We start from the raw sequence: 21,730 nt of genomic DNA on the forward strand, positions 1-21,730 counted from the left end.
TCGGGAATAGGCAAGCGGCCGTCGCAATTGCGCGATCCCGGGCGCGCGTTTATCGCAATGATTCGGAGGTGACGCCACCGGCCGTCCGGGCGGCGCGGCAGGTGCCTGCCGCGTCGCCGGACGTGCCGCGATCGTGCCGGACGACGGCCCGGCCGCGGGCCGGTGGCGCCGGTCGGCGATGCCAGGCCGGTCGCCGACCGGCGGCGCCGGCGGCGTCGTCACGCACGGCCCAACCTCGCGCATCGGCTCGCACCGATGTTGAATCCATGCCCGCACCCACGCTCCGCCACTTCGGTTTCCTGACGCTGCCGTCGTTCTCGATGATCGCGTTCTCGAGCGCGATCGAGGCGCTGCGCATGGCCAACTACGCCGATCGCAGCGAGTTCTACCGCTGGTCGGTCTATTCGATCGACGGCGGCGCGGTGCCGGCCAGCAACGGCATGGTCGCGCGGCCCACCCGGCGGCTCGACCTCGACGCGCCGCTGCCGGACCTGCTGATCGTCTGCGGCGGCACGCGCGTGCGCGAGGCCGTGGACGCCCCGCTGCTCGACACGCTGCGCGAACTCGCGCGGCGCGGCGTGCCGCTCGGCGGCATCTGCACCGGCGCCTACGCGTTGATGGCGGGCGGCCTGCTCGACGGCTATCGCGGCACGGTCCACTGGGAGAACCTGTCGGCGCTGCATGCGGAATTCCCGGCCGTCTCGATCGTCGACGCGCTGTTCGTGATCGATCGCGACCGCGTGACCTGCGCCGGCGGCACCGCGCCGCTCGACCTGATGATCGGCCTGATCGCCGCCGAGCGCGGCCAGCCGCTCGCCACGCGCGTGTCCGAGCAGTTCGTGCTGGAACGGATCCGCGGCGCGAGCGATCCGCAGCCGATCCCGGTCGACGCGCGGGTCGGCTTCTCGCGCGCCGAACTCGTGGAGGCGGTGCGGCTGATGGAGGCCAACATCGAGGAGCCGCTGCCGCTGGCCGACCTGGCGCGGCTGATCGCGCTGTCCGAGCGCCAGATGCAGCGGATGTTCAAGCACTACCTGAGCACTTCGCCGACCCACTACTACCTCGCGGTCCGGCTCAAGCACGCGCGCGAGATCCTGCGCAACAGCGACCTGTCGATCGCGCGCGTCACGCCGCTCGCGGGCTTCCGTTCCGCCTGCCATTTCAGCAAGGCCTACCGCTCGCAGTTCGGCCACGCGCCGAGCCAGGAGCGGCGCGCGCCGAAGCCCGACGGCGGGCAGGCGGGCGCGCCGCGCGGGGTGTTGCCGGCGAGCGCGGAAGCGGAGGCGCCCGGGACCGGCGGCACGGTCCCGCAGCGTGGTTGAGCGGCCGGGCCGTCTGGCAAGATGGACGGCGCCCGGCATCGATCGCGGCTCGGCGCATGTCTCGCGGCGAGCATGGGGTCGTTTGCGAAAGGCGAGCGCAATGGCCACCGATCGCGGCGCCGCGCTGCCGATCCACTGGCGCCGCGCCGGCCAGGCCCCGATCCGGGAGACGGGAATGTCCGTCGCCGTTCTCGGCGCGCCCGCCCCCTCAGATCATCAACCCGCCCGACGCCTCGATGCGCTGCGCGTTGATCCAGCGGTTGTCGTCGGCCAGCAGCGAGGCAACCAGCGAGCCGATGTCCTCGGGCTGGCCCACGCGGCCGAGCGCCGTCATCTCGGCGATGCGCCGATTCAGGTCGGGGTTGTCGCGCACCATGCCGCCGCTGAAGTCGGTGGCGATCGCGCCCGGCGCGACGGTGTTCACGGCGATGCCGCGCGCGCCCAGCTCGCGGGCCAGGTAGCGCGTCAGCACTTCCACGGCGCCCTTCATCGACGCGTAGGCGCTGCTGCCCGGGAACGACAGGCGCGTGAGCCCCGACGAGATGTTGACGATGCGGCCGCCGTCGTTGATGAGCGGCAGCAACTTCTGCGTAAGGAAGAACACGCCCTTGAAATGCACGCGATAGAGCGCGTCGAGATCGCTTTCGGTCACGCTGTCGAACGGCGCGTGGTGCGAGGTGCCGGCGTTGTTGACGAGGTAGTCGAATCGCGCGGCGCCGAGCGTGGCGAGCGCGGTGCCGGTCTCGGCCACGAACGCGTCGAACGCGGCGGTGTCGCCGGTATCGAGCTGCAGCGCGACCGCGCGGCGGCCGGCGGCGGCGACCTGCGCGACCACCTCGTCGGCGGCGGCCCGGTTCGCGTGGTAGGTGAAGATCGAATCGACGCCGCGCCGGGCCAGGCTCAGCACGGTGTCGCGGCCCAGGCCGCGGCTGCCGCCGGTGACGATCGCAAGCTTGCCGGTCTGGCCGGCGGGGGAAATCGGGGTGGACATGCTGCAATACCTCATGGGGGAATGACGGTACCGATCGTAGGGCCGCGCCCCGCCCGCGGTGAATGTCCGAATTCGACAATTTCTTGCCCGATCCTGCCCGGCGCGGCGCATCGGCCGCGCTTGCCGTTATGCTGACGAACCGATGCCCACCCGCGGACCGGGCCGCCCCGCTCCGCTCATGCCATGACCCCGAATCCCCTGCTCGACGCGGTGCAGCGCTACACCGACCGCCGGCCCGGCGAAGACCTCCACCTGACCGGAATCGACGGCATCGCGATCGTGCGCGCGACGCGCGAGCGCCCGCAAAGCCACCTGATCCTGAGGCCGGCGCTCTGCCTGGTACTGCAGGGCGCCAAGCAGACGCGCTTCGGCGCGCGCGACTTCCTCTACCGCGCGGGCGAGATGCTGGTGGTGGGCGTGGAGATGCCGGCCATCGGCCGGATCGTGGAAGGCAGCAAGGCGGCGCCCTATTTCGGCCTGTCGATCGAACTCGACATGACGGTGATGGCGGCGGTGCTGGAGGCGTTCGACGCGCCGCCGCCGGCCGCCGGCCATACCGGGCCGGGCGTGTTCGTCGAGACGCTGCGCGCCGAGATCGCCGACTGCGCGCTACGCGCGATCCGGCTGCTCGACACGCCGCACGCGATCCCGGTGCTCTATCCCGGCATCATGCGCGAGCTTTGCTACTGGCTGCTGGCCGGCCCGCGCGGCGGCGAGATCGTCGGCATGATGCTCGCGAACGGCCAGGCCGAGCGCGTGGTGCGCGCGATCCACGCGCTGCGCGAGGGCTTCGCGGCGTCGATCCGCATCGACGACCTCGCGCGGCTCGCGCGCATGAGCCCGTCGGCGTTCCATCGCCAGTTCAAGGCGCTGACCTCGATGACGCCGCTGCAATACCAGAAGCAGCTGCGCCTGCTGGAAGCGCGCCGGCTGATCGCCAACGACGTGCTGAAGGTGGAGGAAGCCGCGTTCCGCGTCGGCTACGAAAGCCCCTCGCAGTTCAGCCGCGAATACTCGCGGATGTTCGGCATCTCGCCGAAACGCGACGCGAGCGGCCTGCTGGCCGCGATGCGCGACGGGCGCCGGCTTACGGCCAGCGGGGCGTAGGCACGCTCCGGTGGACGGCGCGGGCGGCCGGCGCGCGCCGGCCCCGCCAGCGCTCACAGATCCCGCACGTCGGTGATCGGCGGGTTGCCGAACGCGTCGTCGAGCAGGTGGTCGATCAGCTTGCGCGCCGCGTCGTCGGGCGTCGTCAGCGCGCCGCTCGCCTTCAGCCGCTCGAACCGATCGAGCTGCGGGAAGCGGCTCGCGTCGGTGGCGCGGATGACGGCCTGCATGTCGGTGTCGACCACGCCCGGCGCGACGCTGGCGATCCGCAGCGGGCCGTTGTGATCGAGCGCGACCGCGCGCGCGTGATGATCGAGCGCGGCCTTGGTCGCGCAATAGACGCTCCAGCCCGCATAGGCGTTGCGCGCGGCGCCGCTCGATACGTGCGCGATGCGCCGTTCGACCGCCCCGCCGCCGAGCTTCGCGACCGCGCTCGCGAACAGCAGCGGCGCCGTCACGTTCAGCGCCACCGCGCGCGCGATCGCGTCGGGTGCCTGCACCTCGAGCGGGCCGATCGGCTCGACCGTGCCCGCGTTGTTGATCAGCAGCACCGTGCGCGCGCCGGCCGCGAACCGTTCGAGTTCCCCGCCGGCCAGCCACGCGGCCACCCGCGCGGGATCGGAAAGATCGAGCGCGGCTTCGGTGAAGCGTTCGCCGTATGTCGCGGCGAGCGACGGATGCGCGCCGCGCGACACGCCAAGCACGGCGATGTCACGGCGCAGCAGCTGCGTGGCGAGCGCGGCGCCGAGGCCGCGCGTGTGGCCCGTGACGATCGCGCGGATCGCGGGGGGCGTGGAATGGGTCTGGGTCATGTCGGGTGAAATGGCGGTAAGAACATCATGAAAGGCAGCGCGCCGGCCCGCGGACGGGATACCCGGCGAAGCAGGTCGGGCTCGGGCCCGAATCGACCGCCATCGTAACGACGCCGGCGCGGGCCGGCAACGCGGCGCCGCGCGGCAGGCGCCCTCGGCGCGCCGTGCCGCATCCACCGTCAAGTGCCTGCCTCGTTTGATAGGTATGATGTCGGACATCGCCGGCCGCGGGCCGTTCGGCTCGCGCCGGCACCGGCCGTGCCACGCGGGCATCCGCCCGTTCGCGGCACGGCCGCCGCCCCATGCGCGCGTCACGCGTGCGAAAGCAATGCGTGACGCGCGATCCGCGCCGGCAGGCGCCAGTCGATTCGCCGATTCGCAGGAGACACATCGCATGAACCACGAAATCACAGGAAACATGTTGCTGGGCGCGGCCTCGGTCCGCGGCACGCAGGGCGTGCTGCGCGCGTTCGCGCCGGCCACCGGCGCCGAACTCGAACCGGAATTCGGCGCCGGCAGCCCGGCCGACGTCGATCGCGCCTGCCGCCTCGCGGGCGAGGCGTTCGACGCGTTCCGCGCCGCGCCGCTGGAAACGCGCGCGGCGCTGCTCGAAGCCATCGCCACCGGGATCGAGCAGCTCGGCTCGGCGCTGATCGAGCGCCTGCATCTGGAAACGGCGCTGCCGGTCGGCCGCCTCGAAGGCGAACGCGCCCGCACCTGCGGCCAGTTGCGCCTGTTCGCGCAACTGGTGCGCGACGGCCGCTGGAACGACGCCACGCTCGATTCGGCGCTGCCCGAACGCAAGCCGCTGCCGCGCGCCGACCTGCGCGCGCGCAAGATCCCGATCGGCCCGGTGGCCGTGTTCGGCGCCAGCAACTTCCCGCTCGCGTTCTCGGTGGCGGGCGGCGATACGGCCTCCGCGCTGGCGGCCGGCTGCCCGGTGGTGGTGAAGGCGCACGAGGCGCATCTGGGCGGCTCGGAACTGGTGGGCCGCGCGATCCAGCAGGCGGTGGCCGAGGTCGGCCTGCCCGAGGGCACGTTCTCGCTCGTGATCGGCAAGGGCAACGCGGTGGGCGAGGCGCTGGTCGCGCATCCGGCGATCAAGGCGGTCGGCTTCACCGGCTCGCGTCGCGGCGGCCTCGCGCTGTCGGCGATCGCCGCCGCGCGCGCCGAGCCGATCCCGGTCCACGCCGAAATGAGCAGCATCAACCCGGTGCTGTTGATGCCGGCCGCGCTGAAGGCGCGCGGCGCGCAGCTCGCGCAGGGCTTCGTGGAATCGCTGGTGCTGGGCGCCGGCCAGTTCTGCACGAACCCGGGCCTGCTGCTCGCGATCGACGGCCCGGAGCTCGACGCGTTCGTCGCCGCCGCCTCGGCCGCGCTCGCCGAGAAGCAGTCGCAGATCATGTTGACGGCCGGCATCGCCGCCACCTACCGCCGCCAGATCGACGAGCGCGCGCAGCAGCCGGACGTGGCGCGCGTGGCCGACGGCGTCGCCTCCGGGAACGCCTGCGGCGCACTGCCGGTGCTGTTCCGCGCCACGGCCGCCACCTTCACCGCGAACCACGGCCTCGCCGACGAGATCTTCGGCCCGGCGTCGATCGTGGTGGCCTGCCGCGACGAGCAGGAACTGCTGGGCGTGCTCGACGGCATCGAAGGCCAGCTCACGGCCACGCTGCTGCTGGACCCGGCCGATTACCCGGTCGCCAGGCGCGTGCTGCCGGTGCTCGAACGCAAGGTGGGCCGGATTCTCGCGAACGGCTATCCGACCGGCGTCGAAGTCTGTCACGCGATGGTCCACGGCGGCCCGTTCCCGGCCACCTCCGACTCGCGCACGACCTCGGTGGGCACCATGGCGATCGACCGCTTCCTGCGTCCGGTCTGCTATCAGGACCTGCCGGCCGAGTTGCTGCCCGAGGCGCTGCGGGACGAGAACCCCCTCGGCATCTGGCGCCTGCGCGACGGCGAACTCGTCAAGCGCTGAGCGACGCCGCCCGGTGGCGGCCAAAGCCGCGACCGGGATTGGCGGGCACCATGAAAAAGGCCGGCGCCATTTCGCGCCGGCCTTTCTCGTTTGGCGGCGGCAGTTCGTTGAAACGGCGGCCGCGCTTCGCGATCCCGGCTGACCGCTCTGCTTCGGTGCCTCGTTTCCACGCCCGCCCGGCGCTCAGTTCGCCAGATCGGACGGCAGCTTGCCGCCGTTGGCGGCCAGCGCCTGCATCACGGCCTTGTGCAGCCACACGTTCATGCTGGCCGAGTCGTTCGTGTCGCCGTCGTAATGCAGCTCCGCGGCGAGTTGCTTGCGATGCTCGAGGCTGCTGTCCACGCCGAGCGCCTTCATGGTGTCGACGATCGACACGCGCCAGTTCAGCGTCTGGCCGCTCTCGGCCACCAGCCGGTCCATCACCGCCGCGACGTCGACGTCGGACAGCGGGGCCTGCGCGGGCGCGGCCTCGGGCGCCACGTCCTGCACGGCGCCCGGGTCCGGGACGGGCGCGGCCGCGGGCGGCGGCTGGTCCGGTTTGGCCTTGCCGAACAGCTTGTTCACGATATCGCCAAAGATGCTCATGTCTGGGCTCCCAACGGTGGGTGAGATGAGTGAGGACGGCACCCGCGCGAGCGGGGCCGCCATGCGTGTCGCGCCTCATGTTACGCGGGTTGGCACCGTGAAAATGTCAAAAGTCGTAAGCGGCGCGACCGGTGGCCGTCAGAAATGAAGCCGGCACGAATCGGCGGGAATCGTGAGCCAGCCGATCGCCGGCGCGGCCACGTAGATCGCGACCAGCGCCACGCCATACTGCCGGCCGCTGATGCGAAGCGGCACGGCGCGCCGCACGACCGCGACGAGCCCGATCCAGGCGGCCAGCGCGGGGATCGCCACGATCAGGTTGTCGCCGGCCGCGCCAGGCCGACCACGGCGAACAGCAGCGTCCAGCCGGCCGCCAGGCCCGGATCGCGGCACTCGGCCGCCAGCGCGCCGAAGCCGCCCGCCGCCACCAGCGCGAGCACGGCGGCCAGCATCAGCAGGCCCTGGACCACGAGCGAGGCGCGCCGGCGGCGCGGCGCCGGGCCGGCGTCGACGGAAGCGAGAGGTCCGGAATGCGGGTCGGTCGGTGTGGTCATCGCGGCGGCGGGATCGATCGTGACGGAAGCGGAAACGACGTGTCGCGCCGGCGGGTCTCGCGCCGGCGCGCTTCGCTTCAGGATGCGACAACCATCGGGGCGCACGGCGCGGCGCCGTTTTCGCGCTTCATTGCGTCCGGGTGCAGGGCGCCGGCGCCGCCGCGTCGATCGGCGCGGCACTGGCCTGCTGCACGGCCTGCGTCGCGATCTGCTGCAGACGCACGGCAAGCGCCGCCGGCACGCCGAGCTGCTGCGCGGCCAGTTCGTTCGCGCCGAAGCGCTGCACGTCCACGCCGGTGATCCGCTCGAACAGCACGAGGCCGCTCAGGTACGCACCGGCCACGCCGGGATGCGCGTAATCGGGCGTGCCGATCTGCGGATCGTTGCTGGCCTCGATCCCGTACCAGAGCAGCGGCAGGCTCGACGCCGCGAACGGATCGGGATTCGCCACGCCTTGGCTCCAGGCCAGCCGCCACGCCTCGCCCACCGGCGCCACGGCGGCGATCGCGCCGTCGACGCCGGCCGCCGCGTAATAGGCATCGTGGTTCGCGTCGCTCAACGCCGTCAGCGCGGCCTGGTACTGCGCCGCGAAACCGGTGGCCGACGGATCGCCCGCCAGCGTCTGCGCGAGATCGGCGCGCGCCCACGGCTCGTACAGGTAGACGCCCGCGCGCGGCGCCACCGCATGCACGGCGGTCTCGATGGTCTTCACGCTCGAACAGAACGCCTGCGGATCGCTGAGGCTGCTGCCCGTCAGCGCCAGCGGCAGCGGCTTCGTGCTCAACTCCTGCAACACCACGGCGTTCCAGAGCGGCTGGGCGATCACGGCCGGCGCGGCCGCGAAGTTCTTCGCGAGGCTGGTCTGCGAGATCGCCTCGATGTGGACGTCGTACTGCAGGCCGGCCTCGGCGGCCAGCGCCGCGAAGATGCCGGGGATGCCGCCCCACGGGCCGGCCTCGAGTTCCTGGCGCGCGCCGGTCTGGCCGAAGTTCTCGTCGACCACCAGCGCGGACGCCGCCGTCGAGCCCGCCGCGCCGCCCGCGCGATAGCCGCGCACCGGCTGGTATCGCCCGTGCGTGAAGCTGTCGCCGACGAACAGGATGTGCTGCACGGCCGCCGCCGTGGTGCCCGATGTAGCAGTCTGGCCCGACGCCGCGCCCGGGTTGCCGGTGCCGCCTGCGCCGGTGTGGCTGCCCGCGCCGCCGCCGTCTCCGCCGCCGCCGCAGGCCGCGAGCGCGAACAACGTGCCGCATGCGCCGGCCAGCATGGTCGCGCGCGTTGAAAACCTTCTGTCGATCACATCTCCTCCGGGTGTCTGCGTTGGCGCACGCATGCGATGTGCCGTCCGCCGGCAACGGCAACGATGCATGAATCGTTGCATCCACAACGACATACGCATGCGCACCGACCGCAGCGTTTCAATCTCGCGCCGAGGCTACGGGATGCGCGTGAAGGCGTCCAATATGATTTGGCGCACCTGTCCATATCGGCCCGATATGCGAACCGCCGGCCCCGGCGCGGCCGCGACGCGGCAGGCGCGAAGCTTTCGAGCCGATTCGCGGGGCCGGGCCGCGCGCGCGGCGGGCAGGGATAACCCCGGCACGACCGGCCATGGCGGCCCGTCGTTGACAGTTAATAGATGACCGGTTATCTTGCTACGCATTCTCCACCGCCCGCCGAACCCGCGATGCCCCGTCCGCCCAACCCCGAAGTCCGCACCCGCCTCGTCAGCGCCGGGCGGCGCGTCGTCCACGAGCAGGGCTTCAACGGCTGCGCGGTGCAGGACATCGCCGAAGCGGCGAAGGTGCCGAAGGGCTCGTTCTATCACTACTTCGACAGCAAGGAGGCGTTCGCGGGCGAGATCCTCGACGACTACTGGCGCGCGATCGAGGCACGCCACGCGACGGTGCTGCGCGAGGGGCGCGGCAAGCCGCTCGCGCGCATCCGCAAGTTCTTCCGGCTGATCACCGACGATCACCGCGAACACGGCTTCGCGCTCGGCTGCCTGATCGGCAACCTCTCGCTCGAACTGTCGGCCGCCAACGACAGCGCGCGGCACACGGCGCGGCGCCTGCTGGACCGCTGGCAGACGCTGTTGGCCGATTGCCTGCGCGAGGCGCAGGCCGCCGGCGAACTCGATGCCGCTCACGACGCCGACGAACTCGCGGCAATCCTGGTCGAGGCCTACGAAGGCGCCGTGATGCGCAGCAAGATCGAGCGCAACGGCAACGCCTGCGCGCGATTCGAAAAGGTCGTGCTCGCCCGTTGGCTCGGGTGAATTTTTTTTGACCCAATAACAAGATGACTGGTCATTTATTTAAAGCCTCGCATGGCCGGCCGTGGTCCGCTTCATCCGCTTCGTTCCGTCGTCCCCTCCCCTGACCCATCGCAAGGAGTTTCGCATGAGCCACCCCGCATCCGGCACGGCCGCCTCGCACCCCTACGCCGATCCGGCCGAACCGGCACTGCCGGCCACCGGCTTTCGCCTCGATCGCGGCAAGGCCGCGCTGGTCGTGATCGATCCGCAGAACGATTTCCTGAGCCCGTCGGGCGCGACCTGGCCGCTGGTGGGCCAGAGCGTCACCGAGAACGGCACGGTCGGCCACCTCGCCACGCTGTTCCGCACGGCGAAGGAAGCCGGCATCGCGGTGGCCGTCTCGCCCCATTACTACTACCCGTGCGATCACGGCTGGCACTTCGGCGGCCCGCTCGAAAAGGTCATGCACGACATCGACATGTTCGCGCGCAAGGGGCCGAACACGCTGGAAGGCTTCGAGGGCTCGGGCGCCGACTTCCTCGACGAGTACAAGCCCTACATCCTCGACGGCAAGACCATCATCGCGTCGCCGCACAAGGTGTACGGCCCGCAGACCAACGATCTCGCGCTGCAGCTGCGCAAGCACGGCGTCTCGCAGGTGATCCTGGCCGGCATGGCCGCGAACCTCTGCATCGAGTCGCATCTGCGCGAGCTGATCGAACAGGGCTTCGAGGTGGTGGTGGTGCGCGACGCCACGGCCGGCCCGCGCGTGCCGGAAGGCGACGGCTATCTGGCCGCGCTGATCAACTTCCGCTTCCTCGCGCACGCGCTGTGGACCACGGAGCAGACCGTCGCCGCGCTCGCCGCGCAGGCGGCCGGCGCGACGGCGTGAGCGCCGCTGGCCATGCGCGAATCAGCATGAATCAGCGCACCGGCAGCGCGAGCCGCGCGAGTTCGGCGAAGTAGCGCGCGCCGAGCGGCAGGATCGCGTCGTTGAAGTCATACGAGGCGTTGTGCAGCGGGGTGCCGCCCGCCTCGGGCGTGTCGCCGTTGCCGATGAACACGAAGTTGCCAGGCACCACCTGCAGGAACGCGCCGAAATCCTCGGAGATCATCATCGGCTGCACGTTCGCGTCGACGGCGTTCGCGCCGGCGACGCGCGTGGCCGCCTCCACGGCGATCCCGACGCAGGCCTCGGTGTTCACGGTGGGCGCGAACTCGTGCGTGTACTCGAAGTGGCATTCGGCGCCGGCGGCACGGCAGATGCCCTCGCTGATCTCGCGCATGCGCGTGGCGAGCAGCGTCTGCACCTCGCGCGAATGGCTGCGCGTGTCGCCCTTGATCGTCACGTTCGACGGGATCACGTTGCGCAGCCCGTCGGTGATGAACTCGGTACACGACACCACCGCCTGCTGGCCGGGATCGAGGTTGCGCGAGACGATGGTCTGCAGCGCCAGCACGATCTGCGCGCCGATCACGATCGGATCGATGCCCATCTGCGGCCGCGCCGCGTGCGTGCCGCGTCCGCGCACGTGGATCACGAAGTTGTCCTCGCTCGCCATGATGCCGCCCGCGCGCGTGGCGAACGTGCCGGCGCGCATGCCCGGCATGTTGTGCGCGCCGAAGATCGCGTCCACCGGAAAGCGCTCGAACAGCCCGTCGGCCATCATCGCCCTGGCGCCGCGCCCGTGCTCCTCGGCGGGCTGGAAGATGAAGCGCACGGTGCCGTCGAAGTCGCGCCGCTCCGCCAGCAGCTGCGCCGCGCCGAGCACCATCGACATGTGGCCGTCGTGGCCGCAGGCGTGCATCCTGCCCGGCACGCACGACGCGTAGGCGCGGCCCGGCGCCTGCTCGACGATGGCCAGCGCGTCCATCTCGGCGCGAATCCCGATCACGCGCGGGCTGTCACCCACGCGCAGGTTCGCGACCAGCCCGGTGCCGCCGATGCCGCGCTGCACCTCGAGGCCGAGCGTGCCCAGGATGCGGGCCACGGTGTCCGAGGTCTCGACTTCCTCGAAGCCGGTCTCGGGATATTGGTGGAAGCGGCGGCGCCAGCCGGCCAGTTGCTCCTGAAGCGTGCTTTCCATGCGGATCTCCCTCTGTCCGGATACGTCGATCGTGGCGTGCGGCGGCGGCGTGGTCATGCCGCGCGCGCGAGCCAGGCGCGCTGCCGCGCCGCCACCGACTCGGCCGGCTCGCCGACGAAGCGCGCGTAGTCGGCCGGCGCCGTGGCGCCCTCGGTGTTGACGACCAGCACGCGCGCATCGGGGCCGAGCCCCGCGCGCGCGGCCAGCGCCGCGTCGCGCATCAGTACCGCGAGCCCGGCAAAACCGGCCGCGCCCGATTCGCCGGCCACGACCGGCACGTCGCCATGATCCGCGCCGTCGCCGGCCTGGCCCGCGAGCGCGCGCATCGCGGCCAGCGCGTCCTCGTCCTCGATCGTCATGAAGGTATCGACGGCGGGCTGCAGGAAGCGCCACGCGAGCGGCGAGGCTTCCCCGCAGGCGAGGCCCGCCATCACCGAATCGACGCTGCCGGACGCCTTCGCCGCCTGTCCGGCCAGCGCGCTCTGGTACAGGCAATCGGCCTGGCCCGGCTCGACCACGATGAAGCGCGGCCGGGCCGCGCCGTAGCGCTCCCAAAGATAGCTGACGATGCCGGCCGCGAGCCCGCCCACGCCGCCTTGCAGCAGCACGTGCGTGAACGCGGGGCGCCCGGCCTCGCCGCCCGCCTGGGCGACGACCTCGCCCGCGATCACGCCGTAGCCCTGCATCACGTCGCGCGGAATGCCTTCGTAGCCGTCATACGAGGTGTCGGACACCACGTGCCAGCCGTGCTCACCCGCGAGCCGCGCCGCGTGGAGGACCGATTCGTCGTAGTTGCCGGCGATCCGCACGATGCGTGCGCCCTGCGCGGCGATCGCCTGCTCGCGCTCGGCGCCGACGTTGGCGTGCAGCACGATCACGCAGGCGCACCCCACCGCGCGCGCGGCGGCCGCGAGCGCCTTGCCGTGATTGCCGTCGGTGGCGCTGATCACGGTCAGCGCGGCCAGCCGCTCGGCGTGGCGGCCGGTGATCAACGCGGCCGGATCGAAGCCGGCCGCCGGCATCAGGCGCTGGATCAGCCGCAGCAGCGCGACCGGCGCGCCGAGCGCCTTGAAGCTGCCGAGCGGCGAGCGCGCCGCCTCGTCCTTCACGGCGAGCCGCGCGAGGCCGAGCCGCGCGGCCGCGCCCGGCAGCTCGAACAGCGGCGTGGCGCTGCGGCGCATCAGCGGCCAGTGCGCGAGCCACGCGCCGCTTTCGTCGGCCGCGGCGATGTTGAGGATGCCGCGCAGCGCGTCGGGATACGGCGCGAGCGTGGCGTGCGGGTTCGCGGACAGCATGGAACGGACTCCGGAAAAGATCGTGCGCGCGCCGGGACGGTCGCGCCGGCGCGGCGCGGGGTGGCGTGGGATGACGCCGGTGAGGGCGTCGCGTGTTTGAAAAATAATATTTCCCACCGCGCTCAATTCGGTCTCATAGTTGCGTGGCGTGACGCAATTTTTTTCCGTTTTCTCCCGCCTTTCCGCACCGCCTCCACCGCTCCATCATGACGAGTCCCCTCGACACCTACGACCGCAAGCTGCTGGCCGAGATCCAGCGCGACGCGCAGATCCCCCAGAGCGAACTCGGCGCGCGCGTGAACCTGTCCACCGCCGCCGTCAACCGGCGCCTGCGCCGCCTCGCCGACGACGGCGTGATCGAACGCTACACGGCCGTGGTGGCCCCCGAGAAGGCCGATCATCCGCTCACGATCGTCGTCAACGTCGAGGTGGAGAGCGAGCAGATCGACCTGCTCGACGCGATGAAACGCACCTTCTCGCAGCACCCGTGGGTGCAGCAGTGCTACTACGTGGCGGGCGAATGGGATTTCGTGCTGATCGTCACGGTCCGGCACATGGAGCAGTACAACGAGCTGACGCGCCGGCTGTTCTTCTCGAACAACAACGTGAAGCGCTTCAAGACGCTGGTCTGCATGAACCGCGTGAAGGTGGGGCTGGAGGTGCCGATGGATGCCGAGGGCTGACGCGCGCGTGACGGAGGGATGACAGGCGCGGGCGTTGCTAGCCCGGACCGCCGAAGCGGCCGCGCCGGGGCGGCACGCGCGGCGCCCGGCATGGCTTGCCGGGCCGGATCGCGGCAGACGCGCGCCGGCGGCCGGCCGCATGCCGCGATGGACGGGACCGGCGCCGTCCGCTTACCATGGGCGCGCTTGCCAACTCGAACAGGAGCCATTCATGTCAGTTGATGCGAAGTACAAGACCACCGCCACCGCGACCGGCGGCGGCCGCGACGGCAAGACCGAACTGGCCGACGGCACGCTGTCGTTCCAGCTCACCGTGCCGAAGGAACTCGGCGGCCCGGGCGGCGACGGCGCGAACCCCGAGAAGCTGTTCGCGCTCGGCTACTCGGCCTGCTTCCTCGGCGCGCTGCGCGTGGCCGCGCAGCAGACCAGGATCAAGGTGCCGGAAGGCACCACCGTCACGGCGACGATCGGCATGGGGCCGCGCTCGGAAGGCGGCTACGGCATCACCGCCGCGCTCGACGTCTACCTGCCCGGCGTGCCCGAGGCGGACGCGTCCAAACTGGTCGAGACCACCCACGGCATCTGCCCGTACTCGAACGCGATCAAGGCCAGCGTCGACATCGAGACGACCACGCGCGGCTGACGCGCAACACGACAAGCGGGCCGCGCCGATCCACGCGACACACGCGATACGCGCGCGGCCCGGCACCGGGGCGGCAACGGCGAGGTTGCCGCCGCGCTCGTTTGCGCATGCCGGCGAACCACGCCGGCGCGGTCCTCCCCGCCTACAGCGACCGCTCGATCGCCTGCCCGAGCAGCGCGATGCCGAGATCGACCTCCTCGTCGCTGACGGTCAGCGGCGGCGCGATCCGGAACACCCCGCCCATCCCCGGCAGTTGCACGATGTTCATGCTGAGCCCGAGGTTCATGCACTCGCGCGTGATCTTCGCGCCGAGCCCGTCGGCGGGCGCCTTGGTGCGGCGGTCCTTGACGATCTCCATGCCGAGCAGCAGCCCGCGCCCGCGCACGTCGCCGATGCAGTCGAAGCGCTCCATCAGCCCCAGCAGCCCGTTGCGCAGCCGTTCGCCCATCCGGTTCGCGCGCGCCACCAGCCCGTCGCGCGCCACCACGTCGAGCACGCGCAGGCCGACCGCGGCCGGCAGCGGATCGGATACGTGGGTCGTGTAGAACAGGTAGCCGCGCTCGTGCGCGCGTTCCTCGATCCCGGCCGAGGTGACCACCGCCGCGAGCGGCAGCCCCGCGCCGAGCGTCTTCGACAGCGTCAGGATGTCGGGCGTGACGCCGTCGCGCTCGAACGCGAACATCGTGCCGGTACGGCCCACGCCGGTCTGCGCCTCGTCGAGGATCAGCAGCATGCCGCGCTCCTCGCACTTGCGCTTGAGCGCGGCCAGGTAACCGGGCGGCAGGTCGATGATGCCGCCCGAACTGAGGATCGGCTCGGCGATGAAGGCGGCCAGGTTGCCGCTCGACTGGCGGTCGATCAGGTCGAACGCGTAATCGAGTTCGGCCAGGCAGTCGTAGCCGCCGTTGCGCTCGAAGCGCGGCCGGTACGTGGACGGCGCCGGGATCGCGAACGAGCCCACCGCCGCCGGCCCGACGCCCTTGCGGCCGGCGCTGTAGGTGGCCGACGCGGCGTGGCCGGTCATGCCGTGCCACGACTGCGCGAAGCCCACCACCTCGTACTTGCCGGTCACGAGCTTGGCCATGCGGATCGCCGCCTCGTTCGATTCGGCGCCGGTGCTGAGCAGCAGCGCGCGGTCGAGCCCGGGCGGCGTGATCCCGGCGAGCCGCGCGGCCAGCTCGACCACCGGGCGCGACAGCATTCCGCTGAACAGATGGTCGAGCTTGCCCGCGTACTCGTTGATCACCGAGACGATGTCCGGGTGACTGTGGCCGAGCACGGCGCTCATCTGCCCCGAGGTGAAATCGAGGATCGCGCGGCCGTCGGCGTCGTAGACGAAACTGCCCTGCGCGCGCTCGATGATCATCGGCTCGAAGCTGCCGCCGTAGCGGATCAGGTGCTGGCGCGCCTGCCGCCAGAATTGCTCGTCTTGGTTGCGGGACACCACGGTTCTCCTGACTGGAAGGAAGGTTCACGTTCGAACCCATGCCGCCAGTCTAGAAGCGCGGCTTTTTTTATAGAATCTAATAGTTTTAATTCGAGATAGAAACGTGGCTAATACCAGGGAAGCGGCGCCATGAGCCTCACGCTCGACATCGATCTGTTGCGCACCTTCGTCGTGATCGCCGAGGTCCACACGCTGAGCCGCGCGGCCGAGCGCGTCGGGCGCACCCAGTCGGCGCTGAGCCAGCAGCTGAAGCGGCTGGAGGAGATCGTCGACGCGCCGCTGTTCCAGCGCACCGGGCGCGGGGTGGTGCTGACCAACCCCGGCGAGCGGCTGCTCGCGCATGCGCAGCGCCTGCTGCGGCTGCACGACGAGGCGATGGCCGATCTGTCCGGCAAGGGGCTGACCGGCACGATCCGCTTCGGCTGCCCCGACGACTACGCCACGGTGTTCCTGCCCGCGCTGCTGCGGCAGTTCTCGATCCGCCATCCGCATGCGCAGGTGGAGGTGGTGTGCGCGCCCACTCCGCGCCTGCGCGAGCGGCTGGGCACGCACGCGCTCGATCTCGCGCTGGTATCGGTGCCGGACGCGCCGGAAGCCGACGAATCGATCATCCGCCGCGAGGCGCTGGTCTGGGTCGGGTATCCCGGGCTCGATCCGGCCGATTTCGAGCCGCTGCCGCTCGCGCTGTCCGACGCCGACGCGCTCGACCATCTCGCCGCCTGCGAGGCGCTGCGGCGGGCCGGGCGCGCGTTCCGGATCACCTGCGCGAGCAGCAGCCTGGCCGGGCTCACCGCGCTGGTGCGCTCGGGACAGGCGTTCGCGGTGATCACGCAGACGGCCGTGCCGCCGGACCTGCAGATCCTCGGCGCCGACACGACGCTGCCGCCGCTGCCGGCCGTGGGCATCACGCTGAAGCTCGAACGCGAACAGCCCTCGCCGCTGATCGCGGCGTTCGCCGAGCATATTCGGGGGTCGTTGCCGCTGTTGTAGGAGGCCGACGGGCTCGGGATGCCGTCGCTGTCCGGTTCTGTCGCGGCAGGCGACCGATGCGGCAAGCAACGCTCTGATCCGGTTGCGCCGCACGGCAACGTCCCTGGTCTTGCCGCGGCGCGGTCCCCCGGTTCGCGTCCGGTCGGAGGGCGGTGCCGTCGAGGCAGGCAATCGACAGGGCGACGAGCGGCCTGGCCCGATTGCGCCGCGTCGCCGCGTTCCCGGCCTTGCCGCCGCGTCGTCGCCCGATTCGCGTCCGCGCGGCCTCGCTCAGTCTCGCCCGGCCGGCGCCACCGACGCGCCGGCGATGCCGTGCCGCGCGAGCGCCCCGGCGACGAAGCCCGACGCCTTGCGCGCCTCGACGAACGCGTTCAGGAATTCGGCCGCCGCCTCGCCACGGCTTTTCGGCAGACCCATCGCCTGACGGATCACCATGAAGCGTCCGTCGAGCAGCCGCAGCCCCGGCGTGCGCGCCGCGTCCGCCTCGAGCTGCTGCCGCACGCCGGCCGCCACGTCGTGACCGTCGGCCAGGAACGTCGCGACGACGGCCGGCGACGACGGCGCGCGCACGATCTGCGCGGCCTTCAGCTCGCGCGTCAGGAACAGGTCGTAGGCGCTGCCCTTGCCGACCGTCACGCGCGTGCCGGGCCGATCGACCTCGTCGTTGGCGCGGATCGGCGAGGCGTCGCGCACCAGATACGCGCCTTCGATCAGCACATAAGGCGCGGTGAACGCGATCGAGGCGCCGCGCAGCGGATCGATCGCGAAGAAGCCGACGTCGGCGCGTTCGTCGCCGACCGCGGCCACCGATTCGCCGGCGGTCGGGAACACCACGAGTTCGACCGGCACGCCGAGCGCCGCGCCCAGCGCGCGCGCCAGATCGATCGACACGCCGGCCGGCTGGCCGGTGGCCGGATCGTGGCCGGCGAGGATCGGGTTGCCGACGTTGATCGAGGCGCGCAGCACGCCGTGCGGCGCGAAGGCCGCGACGATCGCGGGATCGAGGGAGGAAGCGGGGGATGCGGTCATCGCGTGCCTTCGTCGTGGGGCCGCGGCTGGCGCAGCGTGTCGTGGGAGTGCGGTTTCCGCGCCGTGTCGCCGGAGCGCGGCGCGTCGCCGGACGGCGTCTCGCGCGGCGCGGATTCGAGGAAATCGCTGATGCGCGCGAGCGCGTCGAGCGTGTGCAGCAGGTGCTCGCGCAACGCGGCCGAGGCCTCGTCGTTGCGCTCGCGTTCGAGCAGGTCGAGCACGTGCAGATGCTGCCTGCAGTGCTCGACGTAGCGTTCGCGGCGGCGCGTCGAGCGGTACGACAGCAGGCGCCGCACGCGGTTCACGCGGCGGATCGTGTCGATGAAGAAGCGGTTGCCGGACGCCTCGACGAGCGACTCGTGGTATCGCACGCCGCGCTCGTGCAGCTGATCGGCGCTGGCGGTCTCGATGCCGCCCGCGAGCAGCTGCCGCTCGACCTCTCGGCAGCGCTCGAGCGTGCGCGGATCGAGCCGGTAACCCGGTTCGAGCAGCGCGGCCGGCTCCAGCGCGAGCCGCAGCCGGTACGATTGCATCAGGCTGTCGGGCGTGGTCAGCATCGGCGAGAAGTGCCAGCCGTAGCCGGGCTTGCGCTCGGCCCAGCCCTCGCCGGCGATGCGCGCCAGCACGCCGTTCAGCTGCGCGGCCGTGAGGCCGTAGCGCTGGCGGATCAGTTGCCCGGAAAACGCGTCGGGCAGCTCGCCGCGCAGACGGTCGTCGGCGATCCGGAAATAGACGCTCGAAATCACGTCGGCCGCGTCGAGCCCGAGCGCACCGACCACCTCGTCGAGCGGCTCGACCACCGGCTTCGCGACGAAAAAGCCGCGATGCCGTTCGCGCGTGACGACGCCCTTCTCGTGCAGCAGCGCGAGCGCCTCGTTGACGGGCGAGCGCGACACGCGCAGCTGGTCCGCGAGCCGCTGCGCGGGCAGATGCGCGCCCGCCTCGAGCTGCTCGGCCTGGATCAGCTCGACGATGCGGGCCGCTATCGATCGATCGGTCATCGTGGTTCGCCTGCTTCGGTCATGGGTGGCTGGCTTGCCTGGGGGCGTGCCGTGGTCGGGTGATGCGGGCCGCGTTGCTTCGTACCGCGTCGTGCGCGGGTTCGTGCCCCGGATGCGAATGCCGGATGCGCGACACGGGCGGCGGCCTCACTGCGTGCCGCCGTTGCGCACGACCGGCGGCGGCTCGCGCGTTCGTCCCGCCATGCCGTTCATCCCGGCGCTCGTCCGTTCATTCGCTCATCCTCTCGGCGCCGAACACGCGACCCCTGCCGGCGCGCTCCGGGCCGCCAGATGCCGGCCAAGAATGAACGGCATCACGCCGCCCGCGCGCAGCAGCTCGCATTCGAGCCGCGTCTCGACGGCGGCCGTCGCCGCGATCGGCTCCACGCGGCCGTCCGCGCGCTCGATCGTCACGCGCACCGCGCAGCGCGGCGTCAGCGCGTGCGCGGGCGCGTCGATCGCGAGCCGGTCGCCGGGCCGCAGCGCGAGCCGCGCCGGATGCGCGCCCGCCGCGAAACGCAGCGGCAGGATGCCCATGCCGATCAGGTTCGAGCGATGGATGCGCTCGAAGCTCGCCGCGAGCACCGCGCGAATTCCGAGCAGCCGTTGGCCCTTCGCGGCCCAGTCGCGCGACGAGCCGGTGCCGTAGCGCTCGCCGGCCACCAGCACCACCGGCTCGCCGTCGTCGTGATAGCGCGCGGCCGCCTCGAACATCGGCAGCACCTGGCCGGACGGCGCGTGGACCGTGTGCGCGACCGGCAGGCCGTCGCGCAGCAGGTTCACGAGCGTGCGATTGTAGAACGCCGCGCGCAGCATCACCTCCCAGTTGCCGCGCCGCGACGCGAACACGTTCAGGTCGTCGCGGCGCTCGCCGCGCGCGACGAGGAAATCGGCCACCGGGCTGTCGGCGGGAATCGCGCTGGCCGGCGAGATATGGTCGGTCGTCACGTCGTCGCCGAACACCGCGAGCGGATGCGCGAGATAGCGGCCGAGCCGGCTGCCCGCCTCGATCGAGGCGAACGGCGGGCGGCGCAGCGCGTTCGACGCCGGCGCCCACGGGAAGCGCGCCGAGGCCGGCGCGTCGAGCGCATGCCAGGCCGGATTCGCACTCGCGATCATGAAGGCGCGCCGGTAGTCGCCGGCCTCGGTCGCGCGCGCGGCGAGCGCGGCGATCTCGTCGCGCGTCGGCCACAACTCGTGCAGCAACACCGGCGTGCCGTCCGGCGCGTGGCCGAGCGGCTCGCGGCCGAGATCGCGCGCGGCGTCGCCGGCCAGCGCGAACGCGATCACGAGCGGCGGCGACATGATGAAGCCGAGATCGAGATCGGGATGGATGCGGCCCGGGAAATTGCGGTTGCCGGACAGGATCGCGACCGGGTGCATGGCGCCGGCGGCGAGCGCGGCGCGAACCGGTTCGGTCAGCGCGCCCGAATTGCCGATGCAGGTGGTGCAGCCGTAGCCGACGATCCCGAAGCCGAGCGCGGCCAGATCGTCGATCAGGCCCGCGCGCTCGAGGTAGGCGGCCGCGGCCGGCGAGCCGGGCGCGAGCGAGGTCTTGACCCAAGCCGGCACGCTCAGGCCGCGCTCGCGCGCGCGGCGCGCGACGAGGCCGGCCGCGATCAGCAGGCCCGGATCGGAGGTGTTCGTGCAGCTCGTGATCGCGGCCAGCGCAACGGCGTGGCGCGGCAGCGCGGGGGGCACGGCCGGCTCGGGCGATGTGGGCGACGCCCCCGCCAGCGCCACCGCCGTATCCGTATAAGGCAGCCGGTCCTGCGGCCGCCGCGGCCCGGCCACCTGCATCGCCACCGCGTCGAGCGCGATCTCGACCACGCGCGTGTAGCGCGGCACGGCATCCGGCTCGTAGCCGATTCCGGCCCGCCGCGCATAGGCCTCGACCAGCGCGATCGCCGCCTCGTCGCGCCCGGTCTCGCGCAGATAGTCGAGCGTGCGCGCGTCGATCGGGAAATAGCCGGTGGTCGCGCCGTACTCGGGCGCCATGTTCGCGATCACGGCGCGCTCGCCGGCCGCGAGCGCCGCCACGCCCGGCCCGAAGAATTCCACGAACTCGCCCGACACGCCGATCCCGCGCAGCCGCTGCGTGACGGTCAGCGCGATGTCGGTGGCCAGCACGCCGGGCCGCGGCGCGCCCGTCAGGCACACGCCGATCACGTCGGGAATCCGCTGCATCACCGGCATGCCGAACATCACCGTCTGCGCCTCCAGCCCGCCCACGCCCCAGCCCAGCACGCCGATGCCGTTGATCATCGGCGTATGGCTGTCGGTGCCGATCAGCGTGTCGGGCACGGCCCAGCGCTCGCCGTCGCGCTCGACGACGGTCACCAAGGTGGCCAGCTGCTCCAGGTTGATCGTATGCATGATGCCGGTGCCGGGCGGGTGGATCCGCACGCCCGCGAGCGCGTTCGAGGCCCAGCGCAGGAAGCGGTAGCGCTCGGCGTTGCGGGCCAGCTCGGTGCGCAGGTTGCGCGGCGCGGCGTCCGGCTCGCCGTACACCTCGACGGCCAGCGAATGATCGACCGAGACGTCCACGGGCAGCACCGGATTGAGCGCCGCGGGGTCCGCGCCGGCCTCGGCGAGCGCGTCGCGCATGGCGGCGATGTCCACCAGCGCGGGCGTGCTGGTGGTGTCGTGCATCAGCACGCGGTTCGGCTGGAACGCGATCTCCACCTCGCTGGTGGCCGGCACCGTCCAGGCGAGGATGCCGTCCACGGCCGCGCGCCGCTCGTCGCCGTCGGTGTTGCGGATCACGTTCTCGAGCAGCAGCCGCAGCACCACCGGCAGCTCGCGCAGCTTCGCGCCGAAACGGGCCGGCAGATCGATGAAACGGTAGGTCGTGCCGGCAACGGTCAGGCGCGAATCGGCGGGAGTGTGGGGCGTCGTCATGCCGCGCATTTTGCATATTTAAGATAAAAAATGCAATTTGAAGCG

Annotated in this window: 20 protein-coding genes; 8 read left to right on the plus strand and 12 right to left on the minus strand. The window is 71.8% G+C overall.

Features of this window, described 5'->3' with window-relative positions:
- Window positions 1-266 precede the first annotated feature (266 nt).
- Window positions 267-1,322, plus strand: a complete 1,056-nt coding sequence (locus tag bpln_RS30065) for a GlxA family transcriptional regulator (RefSeq protein ID WP_082465486.1) — start codon at window positions 267-269, stop codon at window positions 1,320-1,322.
- A 208-nt stretch (window positions 1,323-1,530) separates the two neighbouring features.
- Here the strand turns inward: bpln_RS30065 and bpln_RS30070 are convergent, their stop codons facing one another.
- The gene (locus tag bpln_RS30070) at window positions 1,531-2,313 is read right to left on the minus strand and encodes an SDR family NAD(P)-dependent oxidoreductase (RefSeq protein ID WP_042628761.1); all 783 of its coding nucleotides are present in this window, start codon (window positions 2,311-2,313) and stop codon (window positions 1,531-1,533) included.
- Between the two features lie 183 nt (window positions 2,314-2,496).
- Between bpln_RS30070 and bpln_RS30075 the strand changes: the two genes are divergently transcribed.
- Window positions 2,497-3,420 (plus strand): AraC family transcriptional regulator, encoded by a 924-nt coding sequence (locus bpln_RS30075; RefSeq protein WP_055140861.1) that lies wholly within the window; start codon window positions 2,497-2,499, stop codon window positions 3,418-3,420.
- A 53-nt stretch (window positions 3,421-3,473) separates the two neighbouring features.
- On the opposite strand, the gene bpln_RS30080 is transcribed toward bpln_RS30075, so the two are convergent.
- The gene (locus tag bpln_RS30080) at window positions 3,474-4,232 is read right to left on the minus strand and encodes an SDR family oxidoreductase (protein ID WP_042628763.1); all 759 of its coding nucleotides are present in this window, start codon (window positions 4,230-4,232) and stop codon (window positions 3,474-3,476) included.
- 394 nt (window positions 4,233-4,626) lie between these two features.
- Between bpln_RS30080 and bpln_RS30085 the strand changes: the two genes are divergently transcribed.
- Window positions 4,627-6,213, plus strand: coding sequence for an aldehyde dehydrogenase (NADP(+)) (locus bpln_RS30085; protein WP_055141275.1), 1,587 nt, complete (start codon window positions 4,627-4,629; stop codon window positions 6,211-6,213).
- 183 nt (window positions 6,214-6,396) lie between these two features.
- On the opposite strand, the gene bpln_RS30090 is transcribed toward bpln_RS30085, so the two are convergent.
- The 4 genes from bpln_RS30090 to bpln_RS30100 form a co-directional block, all read right to left on the minus strand.
- Window positions 6,397-6,798, minus strand: a complete 402-nt coding sequence (locus tag bpln_RS30090) for a DUF3597 domain-containing protein (RefSeq protein WP_042628764.1) — start codon at window positions 6,796-6,798, stop codon at window positions 6,397-6,399.
- A gap of 138 nt (window positions 6,799-6,936) precedes the next feature.
- Entirely contained in the window at window positions 6,937-7,110 is a 174-nt protein-coding gene (locus bpln_RS36900) for a hypothetical protein (RefSeq protein WP_158512088.1), read from the minus strand.
- Window positions 7,111-7,112: 2 nt separating this feature from the next.
- On the minus strand, window positions 7,113-7,352 hold the full coding sequence (locus bpln_RS36905; protein WP_055140862.1) for a hypothetical protein: 240 nt from the start codon (window positions 7,350-7,352) through the stop codon (window positions 7,113-7,115).
- 127 nt (window positions 7,353-7,479) lie between these two features.
- Window positions 7,480-8,619, minus strand: coding sequence for a hypothetical protein (locus bpln_RS30100; protein WP_055140863.1), 1,140 nt, complete (start codon window positions 8,617-8,619; stop codon window positions 7,480-7,482).
- Window positions 8,620-9,039: 420 nt separating this feature from the next.
- Between bpln_RS30100 and bpln_RS30105 the strand changes: the two genes are divergently transcribed.
- Window positions 9,040-9,630 carry a TetR/AcrR family transcriptional regulator gene (locus bpln_RS30105; protein ID WP_055140864.1) on the plus strand — a complete coding sequence of 197 codons (591 nt, stop codon included), beginning with the start codon at window positions 9,040-9,042 and terminating at the stop codon, window positions 9,628-9,630.
- Window positions 9,631-9,754: 124 nt separating this feature from the next.
- A complete protein-coding gene (locus bpln_RS30110; RefSeq protein WP_055140865.1) occupies window positions 9,755-10,501 on the plus strand; it encodes a cysteine hydrolase family protein in 747 nt (248 codons plus the stop codon).
- 31 nt (window positions 10,502-10,532) lie between these two features.
- Here the strand turns inward: bpln_RS30110 and bpln_RS30115 are convergent, their stop codons facing one another.
- Entirely contained in the window at window positions 10,533-11,696 is a 1,164-nt protein-coding gene (locus bpln_RS30115) for a M20 aminoacylase family protein (protein WP_055140866.1), read from the minus strand.
- A gap of 53 nt (window positions 11,697-11,749) precedes the next feature.
- Complete coding sequence (locus bpln_RS30120) at window positions 11,750-12,991, minus strand: diaminopropionate ammonia-lyase (protein ID WP_055140867.1); 1,242 nt, start codon at window positions 12,989-12,991, stop codon at window positions 11,750-11,752.
- A gap of 206 nt (window positions 12,992-13,197) precedes the next feature.
- Here bpln_RS30120 and bpln_RS30125 point away from each other — a divergent pair, with 206 nt between their 5' ends.
- Together bpln_RS30125 and bpln_RS30130 are read left to right on the plus strand one after the other, a co-directional pair.
- Window positions 13,198-13,674 (plus strand): Lrp/AsnC family transcriptional regulator, encoded by a 477-nt coding sequence (locus bpln_RS30125; RefSeq protein WP_055140868.1) that lies wholly within the window; start codon window positions 13,198-13,200, stop codon window positions 13,672-13,674.
- A 211-nt stretch (window positions 13,675-13,885) separates the two neighbouring features.
- Window positions 13,886-14,317, plus strand: coding sequence for an organic hydroperoxide resistance protein (locus bpln_RS30130; protein ID WP_042628770.1), 432 nt, complete (start codon window positions 13,886-13,888; stop codon window positions 14,315-14,317).
- A gap of 142 nt (window positions 14,318-14,459) precedes the next feature.
- Here bpln_RS30130 and bpln_RS30135 read toward each other — a convergent pair whose 3' ends face one another.
- Window positions 14,460-15,761: an aspartate aminotransferase family protein gene (locus bpln_RS30135; RefSeq protein WP_042629606.1), complete on the minus strand. Its 1,302-nt coding sequence runs from the start codon at window positions 15,759-15,761 to the stop codon at window positions 14,460-14,462.
- Window positions 15,762-15,893: 132 nt separating this feature from the next.
- On the opposite strand from bpln_RS30135, the gene bpln_RS30140 reads away from it, so the two are divergent.
- Window positions 15,894-16,754, plus strand: a complete 861-nt coding sequence (locus tag bpln_RS30140; protein ID WP_055140869.1) for a LysR family transcriptional regulator — start codon at window positions 15,894-15,896, stop codon at window positions 16,752-16,754.
- Window positions 16,755-17,024: 270 nt separating this feature from the next.
- On the opposite strand, the gene bpln_RS30145 is transcribed toward bpln_RS30140, so the two are convergent.
- The 3 genes from bpln_RS30145 to bpln_RS30155 all read right to left on the minus strand — a co-directional run bounded on the left by bpln_RS30145 (window position 17,025) and on the right by bpln_RS30155 (window position 21,685).
- The gene (locus bpln_RS30145) at window positions 17,025-17,783 is read right to left on the minus strand and encodes an ABC transporter substrate-binding protein (protein ID WP_055140870.1); all 759 of its coding nucleotides are present in this window, start codon (window positions 17,781-17,783) and stop codon (window positions 17,025-17,027) included.
- Window positions 17,780-18,784: a GntR family transcriptional regulator gene (locus bpln_RS30150; RefSeq protein WP_082465487.1), complete on the minus strand. Its 1,005-nt coding sequence runs from the start codon at window positions 18,782-18,784 to the stop codon at window positions 17,780-17,782. Before bpln_RS30150 ends, bpln_RS30145 begins: the two co-directional genes overlap by 4 nt.
- Before the next feature lie 237 nt (window positions 18,785-19,021).
- A complete protein-coding gene (locus tag bpln_RS30155) occupies window positions 19,022-21,685 on the minus strand; it encodes an aconitate hydratase AcnA (RefSeq protein WP_055141276.1) in 2,664 nt (887 codons plus the stop codon).
- Between the last annotated feature and the right edge of the window lie 45 nt (window positions 21,686-21,730).

It is taken from the genome of Burkholderia plantarii, from assembly GCF_001411805.1.
In the GTDB taxonomy this organism is placed as follows: domain Bacteria; phylum Pseudomonadota; class Gammaproteobacteria; order Burkholderiales; family Burkholderiaceae; genus Burkholderia; species Burkholderia plantarii.

Bases quoted from the DNA above. Each gene is read 5' to 3' on its own strand.
- bpln_RS30145 (WP_055140870.1), bottom strand. From the start codon at position 17,783: ATGACCGCATCCCCCGCTTCCTCCCTCGATCCCGCGATCGTCGCGGCC.
- bpln_RS30110 (WP_055140865.1), top strand. From the start codon at position 9,755: ATGAGCCACCCCGCATCCGGCACGGCCGCCTCGCACCCCTACGCCGAT.
- bpln_RS30105 (WP_055140864.1), top strand. From the start codon at position 9,040: ATGCCCCGTCCGCCCAACCCCGAAGTCCGCACCCGCCTCGTCAGCGCC.
- bpln_RS30085 (WP_055141275.1), top strand. From the start codon at position 4,627: ATGAACCACGAAATCACAGGAAACATGTTGCTGGGCGCGGCCTCGGTC.
- bpln_RS30090 (WP_042628764.1), bottom strand. From the start codon at position 6,798: ATGAGCATCTTTGGCGATATCGTGAACAAGCTGTTCGGCAAGGCCAAA.
- bpln_RS30130 (WP_042628770.1), top strand. From the start codon at position 13,886: ATGTCAGTTGATGCGAAGTACAAGACCACCGCCACCGCGACCGGCGGC.
- bpln_RS36905 (WP_055140862.1), bottom strand. From the start codon at position 7,352: ATGACCACACCGACCGACCCGCATTCCGGACCTCTCGCTTCCGTCGAC.
- bpln_RS30070 (WP_042628761.1), bottom strand. From the start codon at position 2,313: ATGTCCACCCCGATTTCCCCCGCCGGCCAGACCGGCAAGCTTGCGATC.
- bpln_RS30150 (WP_082465487.1), bottom strand. From the start codon at position 18,784: ATGACCGATCGATCGATAGCGGCCCGCATCGTCGAGCTGATCCAGGCC.
- bpln_RS30080 (WP_042628763.1), bottom strand. From the start codon at position 4,232: ATGACCCAGACCCATTCCACGCCCCCCGCGATCCGCGCGATCGTCACG.
- bpln_RS30115 (WP_055140866.1), bottom strand. From the start codon at position 11,696: ATGGAAAGCACGCTTCAGGAGCAACTGGCCGGCTGGCGCCGCCGCTTC.
- bpln_RS30140 (WP_055140869.1), top strand. From the start codon at position 15,894: ATGAGCCTCACGCTCGACATCGATCTGTTGCGCACCTTCGTCGTGATC.
- bpln_RS30065 (WP_082465486.1), top strand. From the start codon at position 267: ATGCCCGCACCCACGCTCCGCCACTTCGGTTTCCTGACGCTGCCGTCG.
- bpln_RS30120 (WP_055140867.1), bottom strand. From the start codon at position 12,991: ATGCTGTCCGCGAACCCGCACGCCACGCTCGCGCCGTATCCCGACGCG.
- bpln_RS30100 (WP_055140863.1), bottom strand. From the start codon at position 8,619: ATGCTGGCCGGCGCATGCGGCACGTTGTTCGCGCTCGCGGCCTGCGGC.
- bpln_RS30155 (WP_055141276.1), bottom strand. From the start codon at position 21,685: ATGACGACGCCCCACACTCCCGCCGATTCGCGCCTGACCGTTGCCGGC.
- bpln_RS30075 (WP_055140861.1), top strand. From the start codon at position 2,497: ATGACCCCGAATCCCCTGCTCGACGCGGTGCAGCGCTACACCGACCGC.
- bpln_RS30125 (WP_055140868.1), top strand. From the start codon at position 13,198: ATGACGAGTCCCCTCGACACCTACGACCGCAAGCTGCTGGCCGAGATC.